Origin of the sequence: Streptomyces sp. NPDC048636 (assembly GCF_040650655.1) — a bacterium.
In the GTDB taxonomy this organism is placed as follows: domain Bacteria; phylum Actinomycetota; class Actinomycetes; order Streptomycetales; family Streptomycetaceae; genus Streptomyces.
In genome coordinates this window covers 606,829-624,206 of the sequence record NZ_JBEZHR010000001.1, presented here as the reverse complement: position 1 = coordinate 624,206, position 17,378 = coordinate 606,829, and the positions used below count along the sequence as shown (strand labels likewise).

The window sequence follows — 17,378 nt, the reverse complement described above, 5'->3', positions numbered from 1 at the left end:
TCAGTCCCGCTGCCAGCCGCGGAAGGCGGTGAGCAGCTGCTGCCTGGCGTCCGGTGAGATGCTGTCCGGGGTCAACTCGCCCGTCGTGGCGATCGTCTGACGGAACTGATCGAGGTAGCGCTCGCACCCGGAGCATTCCGCCAGGTGCTCGATGAAGCGCCGCTCGTCGTCCTCGGACAAGGCACTCTCGAGGAAGTCGGTCACCAGCTCCACGAAGTCAACGCAGTCCACGGTCGTTCCCTCCCGTCGCGACATCATGAGCACCGGACAAGTAATTCTCCAGCTTACGGCGCAAGAAGGCCCTGGCCCGATGGAGGAGGACACGTTGGTTTCCAGGCGAGATCTCCAGCAGCGAACAGACATCCTCCGAGCTGTGACCCTCGACATCGCGCAGTGTGATCACCGTGCGGAGCCGGGGCGGAAGCTCATCGAGCGCCTCCGCGATCATCTCGCGGACCTCGCCGCGCAGCACCTGGTCCTCGGGGATGTGCCAGTGCCGCGGTTCCTGCCCGACGGCCCAGTGCCCGGCGTAGCGCTCGCCGACGCCGCGGAACCGTGAGGCGTCCACCGTCGGCCCGTCCTCCTCCGGCAGCAGGCTCGCGAACGGAACGGTCCTGCTCTCCTTCGCACCGCGCGCCCTCGCCGTATTGACCAGGATCCGGTACACCCATGTCTTCAGCGCGGAACGGCCTTCGAACTCGCCGATCCCCTTGATGACCGCCAGCCAGGTGTCCTGGACGGCCTCCTCCGCGGATGCCTTGGTCGACACGAAGGACATGGCCAGCCGGAGCATCCCGCTCGACCAGGTGTCCAGCACCAGGGCGAACGTCTCCTCGTCCCCGTCACGCAGCCCCTGGACCAAGATCCCGTCCGGCGGCAGCCCGCGTGCGCCCCCCATTCGCCACTCCCCCTCGCCGACCGTCAACTGGGAGGTCAGCTTAGGACAGCCCGGTGAACGACAACTCCCGCGGATGCCTTCCTTCATGGCGGACGGGCCACACGGGATTCGCGACAAGGGTACGAGATGGCTCAGGGTCGCCACCGCTACACAACAGCGTCGACAAGGGGCCGAGGGGTCTGCGGGGCTCACCGCGGCCAAGGGCTCGCCGGTGAGCGCGGCCCGGTGTCGGTGGAGAGCTGCCAGGTCATGCCGGTCGAAGGGGCACTGCTCCAACCACTTGATGGAGCCGACGAAGAGCAGCTCCTCGGCGATAGGGGCGCGGTCCGCCCCGACGATGTCGATTTCGACGTGGTTGGTTCAGTAGCCGCCCACTGCGGGAGCCGCGGGCAGCCGGTCGTCGGGCAGCGTCCGCCCCAGGGCCTCGCGGACAAAGGGAAACTCCCACAGCCCTGCGCCAGGTGTCCATTCCGCGCAGATCAGCGGCAGCCCGCCGGTGACCAGCGCTGCGTCGAAGGCTTCCGCTGGACCCAGGCCAAGCATCTGCCCCACTTCGGCTGGCCGGGGTCTGGAAGCCGGGCAAATCTTCATGCAGAACACGGTACTGGGCATACGCCAGATCCCGCCGCCCTCAGACCAGGCTTCTCATCCGGCCAGGACGGCTCACCTGGAGACAGCAGGCAGGCCGGGAAAGCGCAGAGGGCTCGCCCTCGCAGGCGAGCCCTCCACACTCCAGAACCAGAGTGGCTGAAGCCTCAACTACACGTTGAAGCGGAACTCCACGACATCGCCGTCACGCATCACATAGTCCTTGCCCTCCATACGCGCCTTGCCCGCCGCGCGGGCGTCGGCGACGGAGCCGGTTTCCACGAGCTCGTCGAAGGAGATGACCTCGGCCTTGATGAAGCCCTTCTGGAAGTCGGTGTGGATCACACCGGCGGCCTCGGGGGCCGTGGCGCCCTTCTTGATGGTCCAGGCGCGGGACTCCTTGGGGCCTGCCGTCAGGTAGGTCTGGAGGCCCAGGGTGGTGAAGCCGACGCGGGCGAGGGTGGTCAGACCCGGCTCGTCCTGGCCGACGGACTGGAGGAGCTCCAGGGCCTCGTCCTCGTCGAGCTCGGCGAGGTCGGCCTCCAGCTTGGCGTTGAGGAAGATCGCCTCGGCCGGGGCGACCAGGGCGCGCTGCTCGGCCTTGAAGGCGTCGTCGGTCAGCTCGTCCTCGTCGACGTTGAAGACGTAGAGGAAGGGCTTCGTGGTCAGCAGGTGGAGCTCGTGGAGGATCGCGGCGCGCTCGCTGCCCTGGACGATGCCCGCGGAGAAGAGGGTGCGGCCCTCCTCCAGGATGGCCTTGGCCTCTTCGACCGCCTTGACCTGCGCCTGCTTGTCCTTCTGGATCCGGGACTCCTTGACCAGGCGGGGCAGCACCTTCTCGACGGTCTGGAGGTCGGCGAGGATCAGCTCGGTGTTGATCGTCTCGATATCGCTCTTGGGCGAGATCTTGCCGTCGACGTGGACGACGTTCTCGTCCTTGAAGGCGCGGATGACCTGGCAGATCGCATCGGACTCACGGATGTTCGCCAGGAACTTGTTGCCCAGGCCCTCCCCCTCGGAGGCGCCCTTCACGATCCCGGCGATATCGACGAAGTCGACGGTGGCGGGCAGTTTGCGGGCGGAGCCGAAGAGCTCGGCGAGCTTGTCGAGCCGGGGGTCCGGGACGCCGACGACACCGACGTTGGGCTCGATGGTGGCGAACGGGTAGTTGGCCGCGAGCACGTCGTTCTTGGTCAGGGCGTTGAACAGGGTCGACTTGCCGACATTGGGCAGACCGACGATTCCGATCGTGAGCGACACGTTGGCGACTTCCCGTAGCTTCCCGTAGGCGGATGTGATGACAGGGACGTGGCCCCTGACGGGGCCGGTCCACCAGTCTACGGGGCCGCTTCCGATCACCCACCCGGGCTGATAATCAGTCGAACACGCTGCCAAGGTCCTGCGAAAGGCGTGTCCAAGAACGGATTACCGCCCTCCGTCGACCTACGTTGGTCCGGTGGAGCACTACAGCACTCGGACGCCGCGCCGGACGGCCGCCCCGCCGCCCCGCCCGGCCGCGGACGACACGTATTCGGGCCGAGGCGGCAGGGGGCCGGGCAAGGGCGGCGCGGACCGGGTGTCACGCCCGGCGCGGGCGCCCGCGCGGCGGGGGCGACCGCTCGGGGCGGCCGTGGCGGCGCTGTCCGGGCTGCGCGGCCGCGGGCTGAGCTGGCCGAACCCCCGGCTCACCGGACTCGGCACCGGGCTGCTGACCACCATGGTCATGCTGGGCTTCGGCTGTCTGGACGCCTTACTCTTCTCCGGCTCACCGGCCGTGTACAGCGGGTTCTTCCTGTTCGCCTGCGCCGCCTGTGCCATGTGGGTGCGCCCGGCCGATCTGCTGGCGGGACCGGTGACGGTCCCGCTCGCCTTCACGGCCGGGCTGCTGCCGATCAACGACGGCGGCGAGGGGTTCGGCGGACAGGCGGTCGGCTTGTTCACCGTGCTCTCGCTGCACGCGGGCTGGCTCTACGCCGGAACGCTGCTGACCGTGCTGATCGTCCTGGTGCGCCGGGCGACCCTGGTCAGCCAGCGCCGTCGGCAGCGGCCGACGCAGCCGACGCGGCCATCGCGGCCCCCACGATCCCCGCGTTGTTCTGGAGCCGGGCAGGCACGATCTCGGCCCTGATCCCCTCGATCAGCGGCAGGAACTTGTCGGCCTTACGGCTCACCCCGCCGCCGATCACGAACAGCTCGGGCGAGAACAGCATCTCCAGATGGGCCAGGTACTTCTGCACCCGGTGCGCCCAGTGCTCCCAGCTGAGGTCGTGGTCCTCCTTGACCTTGGTCGAGGCGCGCTTCTCCGCCTCGTGGCCGTGCAGCTCCAGATGGCCCAGCTCGGTGTTGGGCACCAGGGTGCCGCCGGTGAAGACCGCGCTGCCGATACCGGTGCCCAGGGTGAGCAGGACGACCGTGCCCTTGCGGCCCTTGCCCGCGCCGAAGGTCATCTCCGCGACCCCGGCGGCGTCCGCGTCATTGAGCACGGTGACCGGGCAGCCCAGCCGCTCGTGGAGCAGTGCGGCCAGATCGGTGCCGATCCAGCTCTTGTCGACGTTGGCGGCGGTACGGGTCGTGCCGTCCGTCACCACACCGGGGAAGGTCACCCCCACCGGCCGCCCGGACCAGTCGAAGTGCCGGACGACCTCCACCAACCCGTCCACGACCGCCCCGGGGGTGGCCGGATGCGGGGTGAGCACCTTGTGGCGCTCCTCGGCGAGATCGCCGCGGTCCAGGTCCACCGGCGCGCCCTTGATACCGGACCCGCCGATGTCCACTCCGAACACCGTCGCCGTCGCACCGCCGTCGGCGGTCACCGCTCCGCGCCGCCCGTCGCCGTACCGCCCGTGGAGGTGGCCGCCGCCTCGGCCCGCAGGTCGCGGCGCAGCTCCTTGGGGAGCGAGAAGGTCAGGCTCTCTTGCATCGGCTGGACGACCTCGACCTCACCGAAGCCGCGCTCGGCCAGCCACTCCAGGACGTCCTCGACGAGCACGTCCGGTACGGAGGCGCCCGAGGTGACACCGACCGTGGACACGCCCTCGAGCCACGCCTCGTCGATCTCGCTGGCGAAGTCGACCAGGTGTCCGGCCTTGGCGCCGGCGCCGAGGGCGACCTCGACGAGGCGCACGGAGTTGGAGGAGTTCTTGGAGCCGACGACGATGACGAGGTCGGACTCGGCCGCCACCTGCTTCACCGCGATCTGGCGGTTCTGGGTGGCGTAGCAGATGTCGTCGCTGGGCGGGCTGATCAGCTGGGGGAAGCGCTCCTTGAGCGCGTCCACCGTCTCCATGGTCTCGTCGACGGAGAGGGTGGTCTGGGAGAGCCAGACGACCTTGGACTCGTCGCGGACCTCGACGTTCTTCACATCGTCCGGGCCGTCGACCAGGGTGATGTGGTCGGGCGCCTCACCGCTGGTCCCGATGACCTCCTCATGGCCCTCGTGACCGATCAGGAGGATGTCGTAGTCGTCACCGGCGAACCGGACGGCCTCCTTGTGGACCTTGGTCACCAGGGGGCAGGTGGCGTCGATGGTGGCCAGCTGGCGCTGTTTGGCCTCCTCGTGGACGACCGGCGCGACACCGTGCGCCGAGAAGATCACGATCGACCCCTCGGGCACCTCCTCCGTCTCGTCGACGAAGATCGCGCCCTTCTTCTCCAGGGTCTGGACGACGTATTTGTTGTGGACGATCTCTTTGCGCACGTAGATCGGCGCGCCGTACTGCTCCAGGGCCTTCTCGACGGCGATCACGGCACGGTCGACACCGGCGCAGTAGCCACGCGGGGCGGCGAGCAGGACCCGGCGGGCGGAGGTTGCAGTCATGGCTCCCATGGTAGGGGCGACGGTCCGCCGGTCCTGTCGGCGGTGGCCGATACGCTCGCGGTCATGGCTGTCAACACGTCCGCGGAGGAGCCGATCCCGGTCGGCGAGGTGTCCCGGCTGATCGGGGGATGGATCGACCGGCTGGGGGCGGTGTGGGTGGAGGGGCAGATCACCCAGCTGTCCCGGCGCCCGGGTGCCGGAGTGGTGTTTCTGACGCTGCGCGACCCCAGTTACGACATCTCGCTGACCGTCACCTGCTTCCGTGCCGTATTCGACCGCATCGCGGACACGGTCTCCGAGGGCGCGCGGGTGGTGGTCCACGCCAAGCCGGAGTGGTACGCGCCGCGCGGACAGCTCTCGCTGCGGGCCGCGGAGATCCGGCCGGTGGGGGTCGGGGAGCTGCTGGCGCGTCTGGAGCAGTTGAAGAAGTCGCTGGCGGCCGAGGGGCTGTTCGCCGCCGACCGCAAGAAGCCGCTGCCGTTCCTGCCGCAGCTGATAGGGCTGGTCTGCGGCCGGGCCTCGGCCGCCGAGCGGGATGTCCTGGAGAACGCCCGGCTGCGCTGGCCCGCCGTCCGCTTCGAGGTCCGCAATGTGGCGGTGCAGGGGGTGCACGCGGTCCCGCAGGTGATCGAGGCGGTCAAGGAGCTGGACGCGGCTCCCGAGGTGGACGTGATCGTGGTGGCCCGCGGCGGCGGCAGTGTGGAGGACCTGCTGCCGTTCTCGGACGAACAGCTGGTGCGGGCGGTGGCCGCGTGTCGTACGCCGGTGGTCTCCGCGATCGGCCATGAGCCGGACTCGCCGCTGCTGGACCTGGTGGCCGATCTGCGGGCGTCCACGCCCACCGACGCGGCGAAGAAGATCGTCCCGGATGTGGGCGAGGAGCTGCTGCGGATCCAGCAGCTGCGCGAGCGCGCGCTGCGCAGTGTGCACGGACTGCTGGACCGGGAGGAGCGGGGGCTCGCGGCGGCGCTGGCCCGCCCGTGCCTCCGGCAGCCCCGGCGGATGGTGGACGAGCGCGAGGAGCAGATCGCCGCGGTGCTGGAGCGCGGCCGTCGCTGTCTGGGCCATCTGCTGGACCGGGCCGAGTCCGAGCTGACGCACACCCATGCCCGGGTGGTGGCCCTCTCCCCCGCCGCCACGCTGCGCCGCGGCTATGCGGTGCTCCAGCACGCCGACGGTTCGGTGGTGCGCTCGGCGGACGAGGTGGCGGGGGACGAGGAGCTCAGGGCGCGGGTGGCCGAGGGCGAGTTCGCGGTCCGCGCCGTCGGCGGCTCCGCGGCGACGGGCGGCTGAGCGGACGGCCCCGCGGTGTCGGTGGCTGTGCATAGGGTGTGCGGCATGGCGAAGACGGACGAGAAGGCGAACGACACCTCGGCCCTCGGCTACGAGCAGGCGCGGGACGAGCTGGTCGAGGTCGTGCGTCGGCTGGAGGCGGGCGGCACCAGCCTGGAGGAGTCGCTCGCGCTGTGGGAGCGCGGCGAGGAGCTGGCGCGGGTGTGCCGCCGCTGGCTGGAGGGGGCGCGGGCGCGGCTGGACGCGGCGCTGGCCGAGTCGGGGGCGGCGGACGCCGAGTCCGCGGAGCGCACGGGCGTTGCCGGTGAGCGCACGGGGGACGCCGGGGCCGACGGCTCCTGAACGCGGCGTGGGCACTGTGACGCGGAGCACCCTGCCCCCGTTTTAGTTGAACATTAACCTAAAACGAGTACGGTGGATTTCGACATCACATCCCACCGCTGTGACCCGAAGGTTGTGCCATGACTCTCGCCCTCGACCCCGCCGCCCAGGACCTGCTCTTCCGCGAGGCGCACACCGCCAACACCTTCACCGACGAGCCGGTGTCCGAGGAGCAGGTGCGGGCGATCTACGACCTGATCAAGTACGCCCCGACCGCCTTCAACCAGTCGCCGCTGCGGGTGGTCCTGGTGCGCACCCCGGAGGCCCGCGAGCGTCTGGTGCCGCATATGGCCGAGGGCAACCGGCCCAAGACGGCCACCGCCCCGCTGGTCGCGATCCTCGCCGCGGACAATGAGTTCCATGAGGAACTGCCCACCCTCTTCCCGCACTTCCCGCAGGCCAAGGACGTGTTCTTCGCCGAGCGCGGCGCCCGTGAGCGGGCCGCGGGGCTCAACGCCGCGCTCCAGGCGGGCTACTTCATCCTGGGAATCCGCGCCGCGGGCCTGGCCGCCGGTCCGATGTCCGGCTTCGACGCCGCCGGAGTGCAGAAGGAGTTCCTGGACGACGACCACACCCCGCTGGTCGTCGTGAACATCGGCAAGCCGGGTGCGGACGCCTGGCGTGCGCGCGGCCCGCGCCTAGATTACGACGACGTCGTGACCAGCGTCTGACGCGCTTGCCCCCGCGCAGTGCGCCGGCCGCCGTGCTCAGCCCTTCCGGGCCTCGAGCGCGGCGGCCATCTTCGTCAGATGGGCACGCGACGCGGTCCCGGTGACCACCGTGGTCACACCCCGCTCCCGGCACACCAGGGCGTCGTACTTCGCGCCCTCGTAGCGGACCCACTTCCGGTCGTCGATCCGCTGGACGTCCTTGGTCGCCCGGGCCCGCTGGGTGACGTTCTCGATGAACGCCGTGGGCTTGCCGTCGCTCTGCTCGACGGCCACGTACTCCCGCTCGGCGTCCAGGAAGCCCAGGTGCCAGGCGGCGGTGCCGCCGCCCGCGCCGCCGGTGTTCCCCGGGGTGTAGGTGACCGAGGTCGCGCGCCAGCCCTTGGGCAGGCTGCCGGACCCGGGGGCGGCCACCGGGTACGGCGCGGCACGGCGGGCCGTCCGGAGCTCCACCCGGTAGTCGACCGTCTTGACTCCGCCGTCCTTGTCGCTGTCGTCGTGCGGGATCTGGAAGACATAGATGCCCGCCGCGACGGCGCCGATCGCCGCCATCGACAGCAGCATGTCCCGGACCGTCTCTTTGCCTCGCATACCTGCCACGTCCCCCATCGTCCCTCATCCCGCCCGATGCCCCGGCAACAGGGCCGCGCTCATGCGTGGGGTCCTCTGCTCACTCTCGCAATCAACGGATAAAGTCATGAGCACCCTCCCCTCCTCACCCGCTTGCGGCGAGGAGGGTCCTCCGGCCGTCGCCGTACAGAAAGGTGCGCTCCGATGACCGAGCATCATCTGCCCTCCCAGCTCGAGGTCAGCCCCGAGGCCCCCGACCGCAACCTCGCCCTGGAGCTCGTCCGGGTCACCGAGGCGGGTGCCATGGCCTCCGGCCGCTGGGTGGGCCGCGGCGACAAGAACGGCGCCGACGGCGCCGCCGTCAAGGCCATGCGTTCGCTGGTGCACACCGTCTCCATGAACGGTGTGGTGGTCATCGGCGAGGGCGAGAAGGACGAGGCGCCGATGCTCTTCAACGGGGAGCGGGTCGGCGACGGCACCGGCCCCGAGTGCGATGTGGCCGTGGACCCGGTGGACGGCACCACCCTCACCGCCAAGGGCATGGCCAACGCGGTCTCGGTGCTCGCGGTCGCCGAGCGCGGCACGATGTTCGACCCGTCGGCCGTGTTCTACATGGACAAGCTGGTCACCGGGCCGGAGGCGGCCGAGTTCGTCGACATCACCGCGCCGCCCGGGGTGAACATCCGGCGGATCGCCAAGGCCAAGAGGTCCAGCCCCGAGGACGTCACCGTGGTGGTGCTGGACCGTCCCCGCCACCAGGGCATCGTCAAGGAGATCCGGGAGGCGGGCGCCCGGATCAAGTTCATCTCCGACGGCGATGTGGCCGGAGCGATCATGGCGGTGCGCGAGGGCGCCGGTGTGGATCTGCTGCTGGGCGTGGGCGGCACCCCGGAGGGCATCATCGCGGCCTGTGCGATCAAGTGCCTCGGCGGCACCATCCAGGCCAAGCTGTGGCCCAAGGACGACGAGGAGAAGCAGCGCGCCATCGACGCCGGTCATGACCTGGACCAGGTGCTCCAGACCGACGACCTGGTCAAGGGCGACAACGTGTTCTTCGTCGCCACCGGCATCACCGACGGCGATCTGCTGCGCGGGGTGCGGTACCGCGCGGAGACCGCGACCACCCAGTCGCTGGTGATGCGGTCCAAGTCCGGGACGATCCGGCAGATCGACTCCACCCACCGGCTGTCCAAGCTGCGCGCGTACGCCTCGGTGGACTTCGAGCGCGCCCGCTGAGCGATCCGCGGCACGGGCCGCGCGACGCCGTCAGGCGTCCGCGGCCGCGCGGTGGCCGGTCGCGCCCGCGCACCGCGTTCCAGCGAGGCCGCGGAGAGGCCCCGGCGCCGGTGCGCACGGCGCGTACACCCCCGCACACACCAGCGCCGGGCCCCGCCGCAGCGGCGGGGCCCGGCCCTGTGCGATCGGCGACCGAAGCGCTCAGCCCGCGGCGGCGACCCTCACGGCACGCTGGAGCTCGGCCTCCCGGCGACGGCGGCGGGCCAGCACGACCCGGCGCTCGGCCGCGGTCAGCCCGCCCCACACCCCGTACGGCTCGGGCTGCAACAGCGCGTGCTCCCTGCACTCGACCATGACCGGGCAGCGCGCGCAGACGCGCTTGGCGGCCTCCTCCCGCGACAGCCTCGCAGCCGTCGGCTCCTTGGAAGGAGCGAAGAACAGCCCGGCCTCGTCCCGGCGGCACACCGCCTCCGAGTGCCAGGGGCCGGCCTGATCCCGAGCGGGAATGCGCTGCGGGGGCACGGCGGCGTCCAGCAGAGGCTGATGCGGTTGCAGCACGGTCTACTCCTGACGACGGCTCCGGTGGTCACCCTTGCCCGCCTCGCGGCGTACGGCCCCGTGTGCACCCCCATCAGCCGTACGAGAGACGATGCACCAAGCCTTACCCGCTGTGCGCGCGCTTATGCACACCGTTGTCCCGACCGCAAATTCCCTGCGCCCGCCCCGACTTCACCGGGCTACGACCGCAGGTTCTTCACTCGCTTACCCCGCTTGGGCCGTGCTTCCACCCCACCGAAGAGAGCGAATCCGCCGACGTGCACCACCGGCGCCTCGGGATCGTCCGCCTGACAGGGGGTGACATCGAAGCCGCCGAAGATCCCGGCGCCGGAACCGTGCAGGGTGACGTTCTCCGGGACCTTGATCTCCACCCCGCCGAAGATCGCCGAGACCCGGATCTCGATATCCCGCTGCTCGAAGACCGCCTCGGTCAGATCGATCTCGGCCCCGCCGAACACCACCAGCACATTGGTCCTGCGGCGGATCCGCCAGCGCCCCTTGCGCGACGCCCCGCCGAAGATCGCCACCATGTTCTCGGCGGCGGGTGAGGTACGGGAGCGCGACGGGTCCTCCCCGGCCCGGGCCGCGTCCGCGCCGGCGCCACGCCCCGGCGCCGCGGGCAGATCGCGGATCAGGGGCTCCAGTTCACCGAGGGTCTTGGCGCGGTAGACCGCGTCGATGCGCTCCGCGTGCTCCTCGGGGTCGAGCCGCCCCTCGGCGAGGGCCTCCCGCAGGATGTCCGCGATCCGGTCGCGGTCCGCGTCGGAAGCGCGCAGCGGCGCATGCGCGGGCGCGGCGTGCGCCACGGGCGCGGACGCGGAATCGGAAGGGGACTTGGTCAAGGGCACCGGCTGTCGCTCATCCACGCGAGCAGCGTACCCAGTCGCGATAGATCGCGACTAGGGGTCGCGATGGCTCACCCCGGAAGGCGACTGAGCCCTACCTCACAGGGACCGCCCCGCCGCCCCGTTCTACGCTGGTGGCCGCTGCCGTCGTTGTCAGCACTGTCTGCCGAGTGAGGAATGGCCGGAATGCCTGAGTTTGCCTACACGGATCTGCTGCCTCTGGGCGAGGACACCACGCCGTACCGCCTGGTGACCTCGGAGGGCGTGAGCACCTTCGAGGCCGACGGGCGCACCTTCCTGAAGGTCGAGCCGGAGGCGCTGCGCAAGCTGGCGGCCGAGGCGATGCACGACATCTCGCACTATCTGCGCCCGGCCCACCTCGCCCAGCTGCGCCGGATCCTCGACGACCCCGAGGCCAGCGCCAACGACCGGTTCGTCGCGCTGGATCTGCTGAAGAACGCGAACATCGCGGCGGCGGGTGTGCTGCCGATGTGCCAGGACACCGGCACCGCGATCGTCATGGGCAAGCGCGGCCAGCAGGTGCTGACCGAGGGCGGCGACGAGGAGGCCCTGTCGCGCGGGGTCTTCGACGCCTACACCAAGCTCAATCTGCGCTACTCCCAGATGGCCCCGCTGACCATGTGGGACGAGAAGAACACCGGCTCCAACCTGCCCGCGCAGATCGAGCTGTACGCGACCGACGGCGGCGCCTACAAGTTCCTCTTCATGGCAAAGGGCGGCGGCTCGGCCAACAAGTCCTTCCTCTACCAGGAGACGAAGGCGGTGCTGAACGAGGCGTCGATGATGACATTCCTCGAGCAGAAGATCCGCTCGCTGGGCACCGCCGCCTGCCCGCCGTACCACCTGGCGATCGTGGTCGGCGGCACCAGCGCCGAGTACGCGCTCAAGACCGCCAAGTACGCGTCCGCGCACTACCTCGACGAGCTGCCCACCGAAGGCTCCGCGACCGGCCACGGCTTCCGCGACAAGGAGCTGGAGGAGAAGGTCTTCGAGCTGACCCAGAAGATCGGGATCGGGGCGCAGTTCGGCGGCAAGTACTTCTGCCACGACGTCCGGGTCGTCCGGCTACCCCGGCACGGCGCCTCCTGCCCGGTGGCCATCGCCGTCTCCTGCTCGGCCGACCGCCAGGCGCTCGCGAAGATCACGCCGGAGGGCGTCTTCCTGGAGCAGCTGGAGACCGACCCGGCGCGCTACCTCCCGGACACCACGGACGAGGAGCTGACCCAGGGTGCGGGCCCGGACCTGGACGCGGTCGCCATCGACCTCAACCGGCCGATGGACGACGTCCTGGCCGAGCTGAGCCGGCATCCGGTCAAGACCCGGCTCTCGCTGACCGGCACGCTGGTCGTCGCCCGTGACATCGCGCACGCGAAGATCAAGGAGCGGCTGGACGCGGGCGAGGAGATGCCGGAGTACCTGAAGAACCACCCGGTCTACTACGCGGGCCCGGCCAAGACCCCCGAGGGCTACGCCTCCGGTTCGTTCGGCCCGACGACGGCGGGCCGGATGGACGCGTACGTCGAGCAGTTCCAGGCGGCCGGGGGCTCGAAGGTCATGCTGGCCAAGGGCAACCGCTCGCAGCAGGTCACGGACGCCTGCGCCGCGCACGGCGGCTTCTACCTGGGCTCGATCGGCGGCCCGGCGGCCCGGCTGGCCCAGGACTGCATCAAGAAGGTCGAGGTCCTCGAATACGAGGAGCTGGGCATGGAGGCGGTCTGGAAGATCGAGGTCGAGGACTTCCCGGCGTTCATCGTGGTGGACGACAAGGGCAACGACTTCTTCACCGACCCGGGTCCGGCACAGCCCTTCGTCTCCAGCATCCCGGTGCGCCAGGGCGCCTGACGGGCGGACGGATCCGGGGGCCGGGACGGCGGTGCGCCGTCCCGGCCCCCGGCCGTTGATCCGTACACCCGGGCCCGTGGACCCGGGCCCGTATGCCCGGTCAGCCCCTGAGGACCGCCTCGAAGGCGCCCGGCCGCTGGGTGATTCCACTGCACCGGTTCTCCGGGGCGGTCTCGGGGCGCTCCGACCCGGGAGCCACGGCGGGATCCGAGGCGGCATCGGAGGCGGCATCGGAGGCGGTTCCCTCCTGAGCCTCATCCGCGGCCCCGCCGTCCCTCTCGCCGCCGCACGGCCGGTCGCGTTCGGCGGACCACATCGACAGCCGTCCGATCCCCTTCTCCGCGGCGAACCGCGCCAGTCCGGCCGCGTCCTCCAGCGTGAACACCTCGCCGGAGACATTGTTGAGCCCGATCATCGGCGTCACCCCGAGCGCCTTCCACGCGGCCTCGTCGGAGAGCCCGAGCACCCCCCGGACCCTGGCCTGCGCGGCGGTGGCGGCCCGGATCGCGTAGTCGCCCATATCGCCGGTGTGGCCACCGCTGTAGTTCATCGCCATGATGTTCACCGCCGAGACGGTGACGCCCTCGTCCTTGGCCGCCTCGAGCTGCGCGGTGCTCGCCGCCGTCAGCCCGTCGGGCATCGCGGGCAGGGTGAACGAGACGTCCAGGCCCTCATGGGTGCGCTGGAGCAGGGCGATGGCCTGGGCCCGCCGGGTGGCCGCCGCGGGGTCGGTCAGGCTGTCACCCTCGATGTCGAAGTCGGCCTTGGTCAACTGGTAGCGCTCGATCACCTCGGTGTAGGCCGCGGCGAGTTCGGAGACATCGGTGCACACGGTGCTCAGCTCGGTGCCGTCGGCGCCGCCGAAGGAGACCCGGACCTCACCGCCCGCCCGGCGCACTTCCTCGATCCGGGCGGCCAGCGCCGGGTCGTCCAGGGTGGTGCCGCCGTCCCAGACCGGGGCGCAGCCGTCGCCCGCGACCACGAAGCCGAGGGTGAACTCCTTGACCCCGCGCCCCGCCGCGGCGGTCATGTCGTACCCCGTCTCGGACCAGGCGCTGACGTACGGGACGAAGTCGGCGGGCGGTGGCGGCGCCGGTTGCGGGCTCCGCACCGGCGCGGCCGCCCGCGTCCGCGGCTCCGGCGGCTCCTGCTGTCCGGCCCATACGGCGATGGTGGCGCAGACCACCGCGGCGGCCACGGCGATGGCGCTCATGCGGGGGCTGGCCCTCATGGCTTGGCCCTCATGGCTCTCGCTCCTCTGGTGATGTCCGGTTCGGGGGGTGTGCGGGCACCGGGGAACCTCCGCCCCCGTACCGCTCCACCCCGCCAACCTCGCACATCGGGGAAATGGGATGAACTATGACACACCGCATGTTTGACTGATATGTCTCAAGTCGTATTTCCTGGACTAGCCTCTGGCTCATGGATCCTCAGTCAGATGCGGCCGCGCGAGCGCCTTCGCGGCCCCTCCGCCCCGAAGTGGCCGGGAAAGGGCCGGTGTTCGTCGATCCTTCCGGGCGACGCGGCCGTCTGGTGCGGCATGCGGGGGTGGTCGCGGGGGCCGTCTGCCTCGGCTACTCGGTCGTCCTCGCGGTGGGCTTCGCGGGGGGTACCGCGTTCGCCCCCGAGACCCTGATCCCGGGGCGTCCGATCGCCACGGAGGCGTTCGGCCGGCAGCCGGAGAGCGGTCCGGAGCGGACCCGCCCGGAGCACCGGCGGCCGTCCTCACGGCGGGAGATGACACACCATGGCCCGCGTGGCCACCAGGGCGGCCCGGACACCGGCGGCACCGCGCCGCGGGCGGCGCGTCCGGTGGCCCTCGGCCAGCCGGTCGCGCTGGACGAGTCCGCTCCGGCCCGGCCGCGCCCGGCGTCCGCCGAACCCGCCGCCCGGGCCCGCCCCGAGGGCCGGGAGCGGACCCGGGAGCGGACCGGGAAGAAGGCCCGGCACCACACCCGGGCGCGCCACAAGGCCACCGGCAAGAAGTCCGCCGCGCACCGGGCGCACACCCGCACCCGCCCCGCCGGGCGGAAGCCGGGCCACCGCGCCGAGCGCCCCAAGCCCGCCCGGCACTCCGGCCACCCCGGGGCCGCCAAGCCCGCCAAGCCCGCCAAGCCCGTTCAGCGTCCCAGGCCCGCGCGGCCCGCGATGCCGGGCGGGGCGGCGGCGCACACCCCGGCCAACTGGCCCCCGGCCGCCCAGTCGCCCGCCGCGGGCGGCGGGCTCCCCCAGAACCCCGTGCCCAACGCCCCGCTGAACCCGCAGGTCCCGCAGAACCCGGCCGACGCCGCTCCCGTGGCCCGGCCGCCCGGCGTTCCACAGAACGGGAACGCACCGTCATGACCTTCGGCAGACAGCCGAGACTCCCCCGGCCACGCCGCCGCGCACTCCCCTCCCCCCGGCCGGCCGCCGCGCCCCGCCCGGCGTCCCGGATCCCCGGGGCGGGGCGCGGTGGCGGCGGCCGGTTCCGCGGCCGGGGCCCGTTCGCGCGCAGGGGCCCATTTCGCCGCGGGGGCCCGTCCCGCCGCGGGGCGGCCAGGACCCGCATCCGGACCGTGCTGGCCCTCGCCACACTGCTCGCGGTGGTCTGCGGACTGCTGCTGGACGGCTATCTGCACGCCGAAGTCGGCAATGACGCCCGCGTCCACCGCTCGCACACCTCGCACAGCGTCCCGGACCGGCTCCGCCACGGCGGGCCGGTGCTCACCTTCGACCGGCGCGGCAGGGCGACCGAGCACTCCATCCCCGCCCGGACCGTGGCGCTCACCTTCGACGACGGCCCGGATCCGCGCTGGACGCCGGAGATCCTCGCGGTGCTGCGCAAGCACGATGTGCCCGGAACCTTCTTCGTCCTGGGCCAGATGGTGGTCCGCCATCCCGAGCTGGTGCGCCGGATGCGGCAGGCGGGCCATGAGATCGGGGTGCACACCTTCTCCCATATCGACCTGTCGTACCAGGACACCGGGCGGATCGACCGTGAACTCGCCCAGTCCCAGCTGGCCCTGGCGGGCGCGGCGGCCATCACCAGCTCACTGTTCCGGGCGCCGTACGCCTCCGAGGTCAGGGCGCTGGACGACCGCACCTGGCCGGTCCAGCGGCATATCGGGTCCAAGGGCTACATCAGCGCGTTCGTGGACGCCGACAGCGAGGACTGGCGGCGGCCCCCGGTCCGGGACATCGTCCGGAACGCCGCGCCCCAGGGCACCAAGGGCGCGTCCGTCCTCTTCCACGACGCGGGCGGCAACCGCTCCCGCACCGTCAAGGCCCTGGACCGGTACATCGGCCGGATGAAGGAGAAGGGCTACGCCTTCACCACGGTCACCGGCGCGCTCGGCGCCCGCAGCGCCAACCACCCCGCCGACACCGCCCATATCTGGCAGGGCCGGGCGCTGATCTGGGCCGCGGCGCTGACCCAGGCCGCCGTGCCGTGTCTGGCCGGGCTGCTCGGCCTGGTCGGCGCCGCCGTGATCGGACGGCTGCTGATGATGGTGGGTCTGGCCTCGTGGCACCACCGCACCCGGGCCCGGCGGCGCTACCGGGTGGTGCAGCAGGTGGACGACCCGGTGAGCGTGATCGTGCCCGCGTACAACGAGAAGGAGTGCATCGCCAACACCCTGACGTCGCTGGCCGCCTCCACCCATCCGATCGAGATCGTGGTGGTGGACGACGGCTCCACCGACGGCACCGCCGAGATCGTCGAGGCCATGGCGCTGCCCAACGTCCAGGTGCTGCGCCAGCCCAACGCGGGCAAGCCCGCCGCCCTGAACCACGGCATCGCCCACGCCCGCCACGAGCTGATCGTGATGATGGACGGTGACACCGTCTTCGAGCCGACCACCGTCCGCGAACTGGTCCGCCCCTTCGCCGACCCCCGCGTCGGCGCGGTCGCGGGCAACGCCAAGGTCGGCAACCGCGACCGGCTGATCGGCGCCTGGCAGCACATCGAGTACGTCATGGGGTTCAACCTGGACCGGCGGATGTACGACCTGCTGCGCTGTATGCCGACCATCCCCGGCGCGATCGGGGCCTTCCGCCGCCGGGCGCTGCTGGACGCCGGGGGCATGAGCGCGGACACCCTGGCCGAGGACACCGATATCACCATCGCGCTGCACCGGGCCGGGTGGCGGGTGGTCTACCAGGAGCACGCCCGCGCCTGGACGGAGGCGCCCGGCACCCTCGGCCAGCTGTGGAAGCAGCGCTACCGCTGGAGCTACGGCACCATGCAGGCGCTCTGGAAGCACCGCCGCTCCATCGTCGACCGGGGGCCTTCGGGGCGGTTCGGCCGGGTGGGGATGCCGCTGGTGGTGCTCTTCCAGATCGTCACCCCGCTCTGCGCGCCGCTGATCGACCTGTTCACCCTGTACGGCGTGGTCTTCCTGGACCCGGCGCGTTCGCTGCTGGCCTGGGGGGCGCTGATGCTGGTGCAGCTGCTGGGCGCGGCGTACGCGTTCCGGCTGGACCGGGAGCGCTACCGGGCGCTGCTGGTACTGCCGCTCCAGCAGATCGCCTACCGCCAGCTGATGTACCTGGTGCTGCTGCACTCCTGTGTCACGGCGGCGACCGGCGCGCTGCTGCCGTGGCAGAAGCTCAAGCGCACCGGCGAGGTGGACTCCCAGCGGGCCCGGGCGGCCGTACGGTGACCGGACTCACCCGCCCGCCCC

At 71.5% G+C, this 17,378-nt stretch carries 17 protein-coding genes and 1 pseudogene; 8 read left to right on the top strand and 10 right to left on the bottom strand.

All coding sequences use genetic code 11. The features are described from left to right. The 4 genes and pseudogenes from AB0C66_RS02900 to ychF form a co-directional block, all read right to left on the bottom strand. A complete protein-coding gene (locus AB0C66_RS02900; RefSeq protein WP_362432000.1) occupies window positions 1-231 on the bottom strand; it encodes a zf-HC2 domain-containing protein in 231 nt (76 codons plus the stop codon). Beyond that, entirely contained in the window at window positions 218-898 is a 681-nt protein-coding gene (locus AB0C66_RS02895; protein WP_362433334.1) for a sigma-70 family RNA polymerase sigma factor, read from the bottom strand. The genes AB0C66_RS02900 and AB0C66_RS02895 overlap by 14 nt, the downstream gene beginning before the upstream one ends. A 186-nt stretch (window positions 899-1,084) precedes the next feature. After that, window positions 1,085-1,459 (bottom strand): annotated as a pseudogene (locus AB0C66_RS02890) (ATP-binding protein); the annotation flags it as partial. Window positions 1,460-1,657: 198 nt separating this feature from the next. Next, on the bottom strand, window positions 1,658-2,746 hold the full coding sequence (gene ychF / locus AB0C66_RS02885) for a redox-regulated ATPase YchF (protein WP_362431998.1): 1,089 nt from the start codon (window positions 2,744-2,746) through the stop codon (window positions 1,658-1,660). 196 nt (window positions 2,747-2,942) lie between these two features. Between ychF and AB0C66_RS02880 the strand changes: the two genes are divergently transcribed. After that, the gene (locus tag AB0C66_RS02880) at window positions 2,943-3,614 is read left to right on the top strand and encodes a DUF6542 domain-containing protein (protein ID WP_362431996.1); all 672 of its coding nucleotides are present in this window, start codon (window positions 2,943-2,945) and stop codon (window positions 3,612-3,614) included. On the opposite strand, the gene ppgK is transcribed toward AB0C66_RS02880, so the two are convergent. Together ppgK and AB0C66_RS02870 are read right to left on the bottom strand one after the other, a co-directional pair. Next, window positions 3,511-4,299 (bottom strand): polyphosphate--glucose phosphotransferase, encoded by a 789-nt coding sequence (ppgK, locus tag AB0C66_RS02875; RefSeq protein WP_362431994.1) that lies wholly within the window; start codon window positions 4,297-4,299, stop codon window positions 3,511-3,513. The genes AB0C66_RS02880 and ppgK overlap by 104 nt on opposite strands. Next, window positions 4,296-5,312, bottom strand: a complete 1,017-nt coding sequence (locus AB0C66_RS02870) for a 4-hydroxy-3-methylbut-2-enyl diphosphate reductase (protein WP_362431992.1) — start codon at window positions 5,310-5,312, stop codon at window positions 4,296-4,298. Before AB0C66_RS02870 ends, ppgK begins: the two co-directional genes overlap by 4 nt. A 54-nt stretch (window positions 5,313-5,366) precedes the next feature. Here AB0C66_RS02870 and xseA point away from each other — a divergent pair, with 54 nt between their 5' ends. The 3 genes from xseA to AB0C66_RS02855 all read left to right on the top strand — a co-directional run bounded on the left by xseA (window position 5,367) and on the right by AB0C66_RS02855 (window position 7,648). Next, window positions 5,367-6,596 (top strand): exodeoxyribonuclease VII large subunit, encoded by a 1,230-nt coding sequence (xseA, locus tag AB0C66_RS02865; protein WP_362431990.1) that lies wholly within the window; start codon window positions 5,367-5,369, stop codon window positions 6,594-6,596. Between the two features lie 45 nt (window positions 6,597-6,641). Further along, window positions 6,642-6,938 (top strand): exodeoxyribonuclease VII small subunit, encoded by a 297-nt coding sequence (locus tag AB0C66_RS02860; protein WP_362431988.1) that lies wholly within the window; start codon window positions 6,642-6,644, stop codon window positions 6,936-6,938. Window positions 6,939-7,057: 119 nt separating this feature from the next. Further along, window positions 7,058-7,648, top strand: coding sequence for a malonic semialdehyde reductase (locus AB0C66_RS02855; protein ID WP_362431986.1), 591 nt, complete (start codon window positions 7,058-7,060; stop codon window positions 7,646-7,648). 36 nt (window positions 7,649-7,684) lie between these two features. Here AB0C66_RS02855 and AB0C66_RS02850 read toward each other — a convergent pair whose 3' ends face one another. Then, window positions 7,685-8,236, bottom strand: coding sequence for a DUF4245 domain-containing protein (locus AB0C66_RS02850; protein ID WP_362433331.1), 552 nt, complete (start codon window positions 8,234-8,236; stop codon window positions 7,685-7,687). 183 nt (window positions 8,237-8,419) lie between these two features. On the opposite strand from AB0C66_RS02850, the gene glpX reads away from it, so the two are divergent. Then, on the top strand, window positions 8,420-9,451 hold the full coding sequence (glpX, locus tag AB0C66_RS02845; protein ID WP_362431983.1) for a class II fructose-bisphosphatase: 1,032 nt from the start codon (window positions 8,420-8,422) through the stop codon (window positions 9,449-9,451). A 201-nt stretch (window positions 9,452-9,652) separates the two neighbouring features. On the opposite strand, the gene AB0C66_RS02840 is transcribed toward glpX, so the two are convergent. Together AB0C66_RS02840 and AB0C66_RS02835 are read right to left on the bottom strand one after the other, a co-directional pair. Beyond that, entirely contained in the window at window positions 9,653-10,009 is a 357-nt protein-coding gene (locus AB0C66_RS02840) for a WhiB family transcriptional regulator (protein WP_014176756.1), read from the bottom strand. Window positions 10,010-10,188: 179 nt separating this feature from the next. Further along, complete coding sequence (locus tag AB0C66_RS02835) at window positions 10,189-10,875, bottom strand: DUF1707 domain-containing protein (protein WP_362431980.1); 687 nt, start codon at window positions 10,873-10,875, stop codon at window positions 10,189-10,191. A gap of 165 nt (window positions 10,876-11,040) precedes the next feature. Here AB0C66_RS02835 and AB0C66_RS02830 point away from each other — a divergent pair, with 165 nt between their 5' ends. Continuing rightward, entirely contained in the window at window positions 11,041-12,717 is a 1,677-nt protein-coding gene (locus tag AB0C66_RS02830; protein ID WP_362431978.1) for a fumarate hydratase, read from the top strand. Window positions 12,718-12,817: 100 nt separating this feature from the next. Here the strand turns inward: AB0C66_RS02830 and AB0C66_RS02825 are convergent, their stop codons facing one another. Then, window positions 12,818-13,930, bottom strand: a complete 1,113-nt coding sequence (locus AB0C66_RS02825; protein WP_362431976.1) for a chitinase — start codon at window positions 13,928-13,930, stop codon at window positions 12,818-12,820. Between the two features lie 284 nt (window positions 13,931-14,214). Between AB0C66_RS02825 and AB0C66_RS02820 the strand changes: the two genes are divergently transcribed. Both AB0C66_RS02820 and AB0C66_RS02815 read left to right on the top strand, forming a co-directional pair. Next, on the top strand, window positions 14,215-15,060 hold the full coding sequence (locus AB0C66_RS02820; RefSeq protein WP_362431974.1) for a hypothetical protein: 846 nt from the start codon (window positions 14,215-14,217) through the stop codon (window positions 15,058-15,060). Beyond that, window positions 15,057-17,357, top strand: a complete 2,301-nt coding sequence (locus tag AB0C66_RS02815) for a bifunctional polysaccharide deacetylase/glycosyltransferase family 2 protein (RefSeq protein ID WP_362431972.1) — start codon at window positions 15,057-15,059, stop codon at window positions 17,355-17,357. The genes AB0C66_RS02820 and AB0C66_RS02815 overlap by 4 nt, the downstream gene beginning before the upstream one ends. Window positions 17,358-17,378 lie beyond the last annotated feature (21 nt).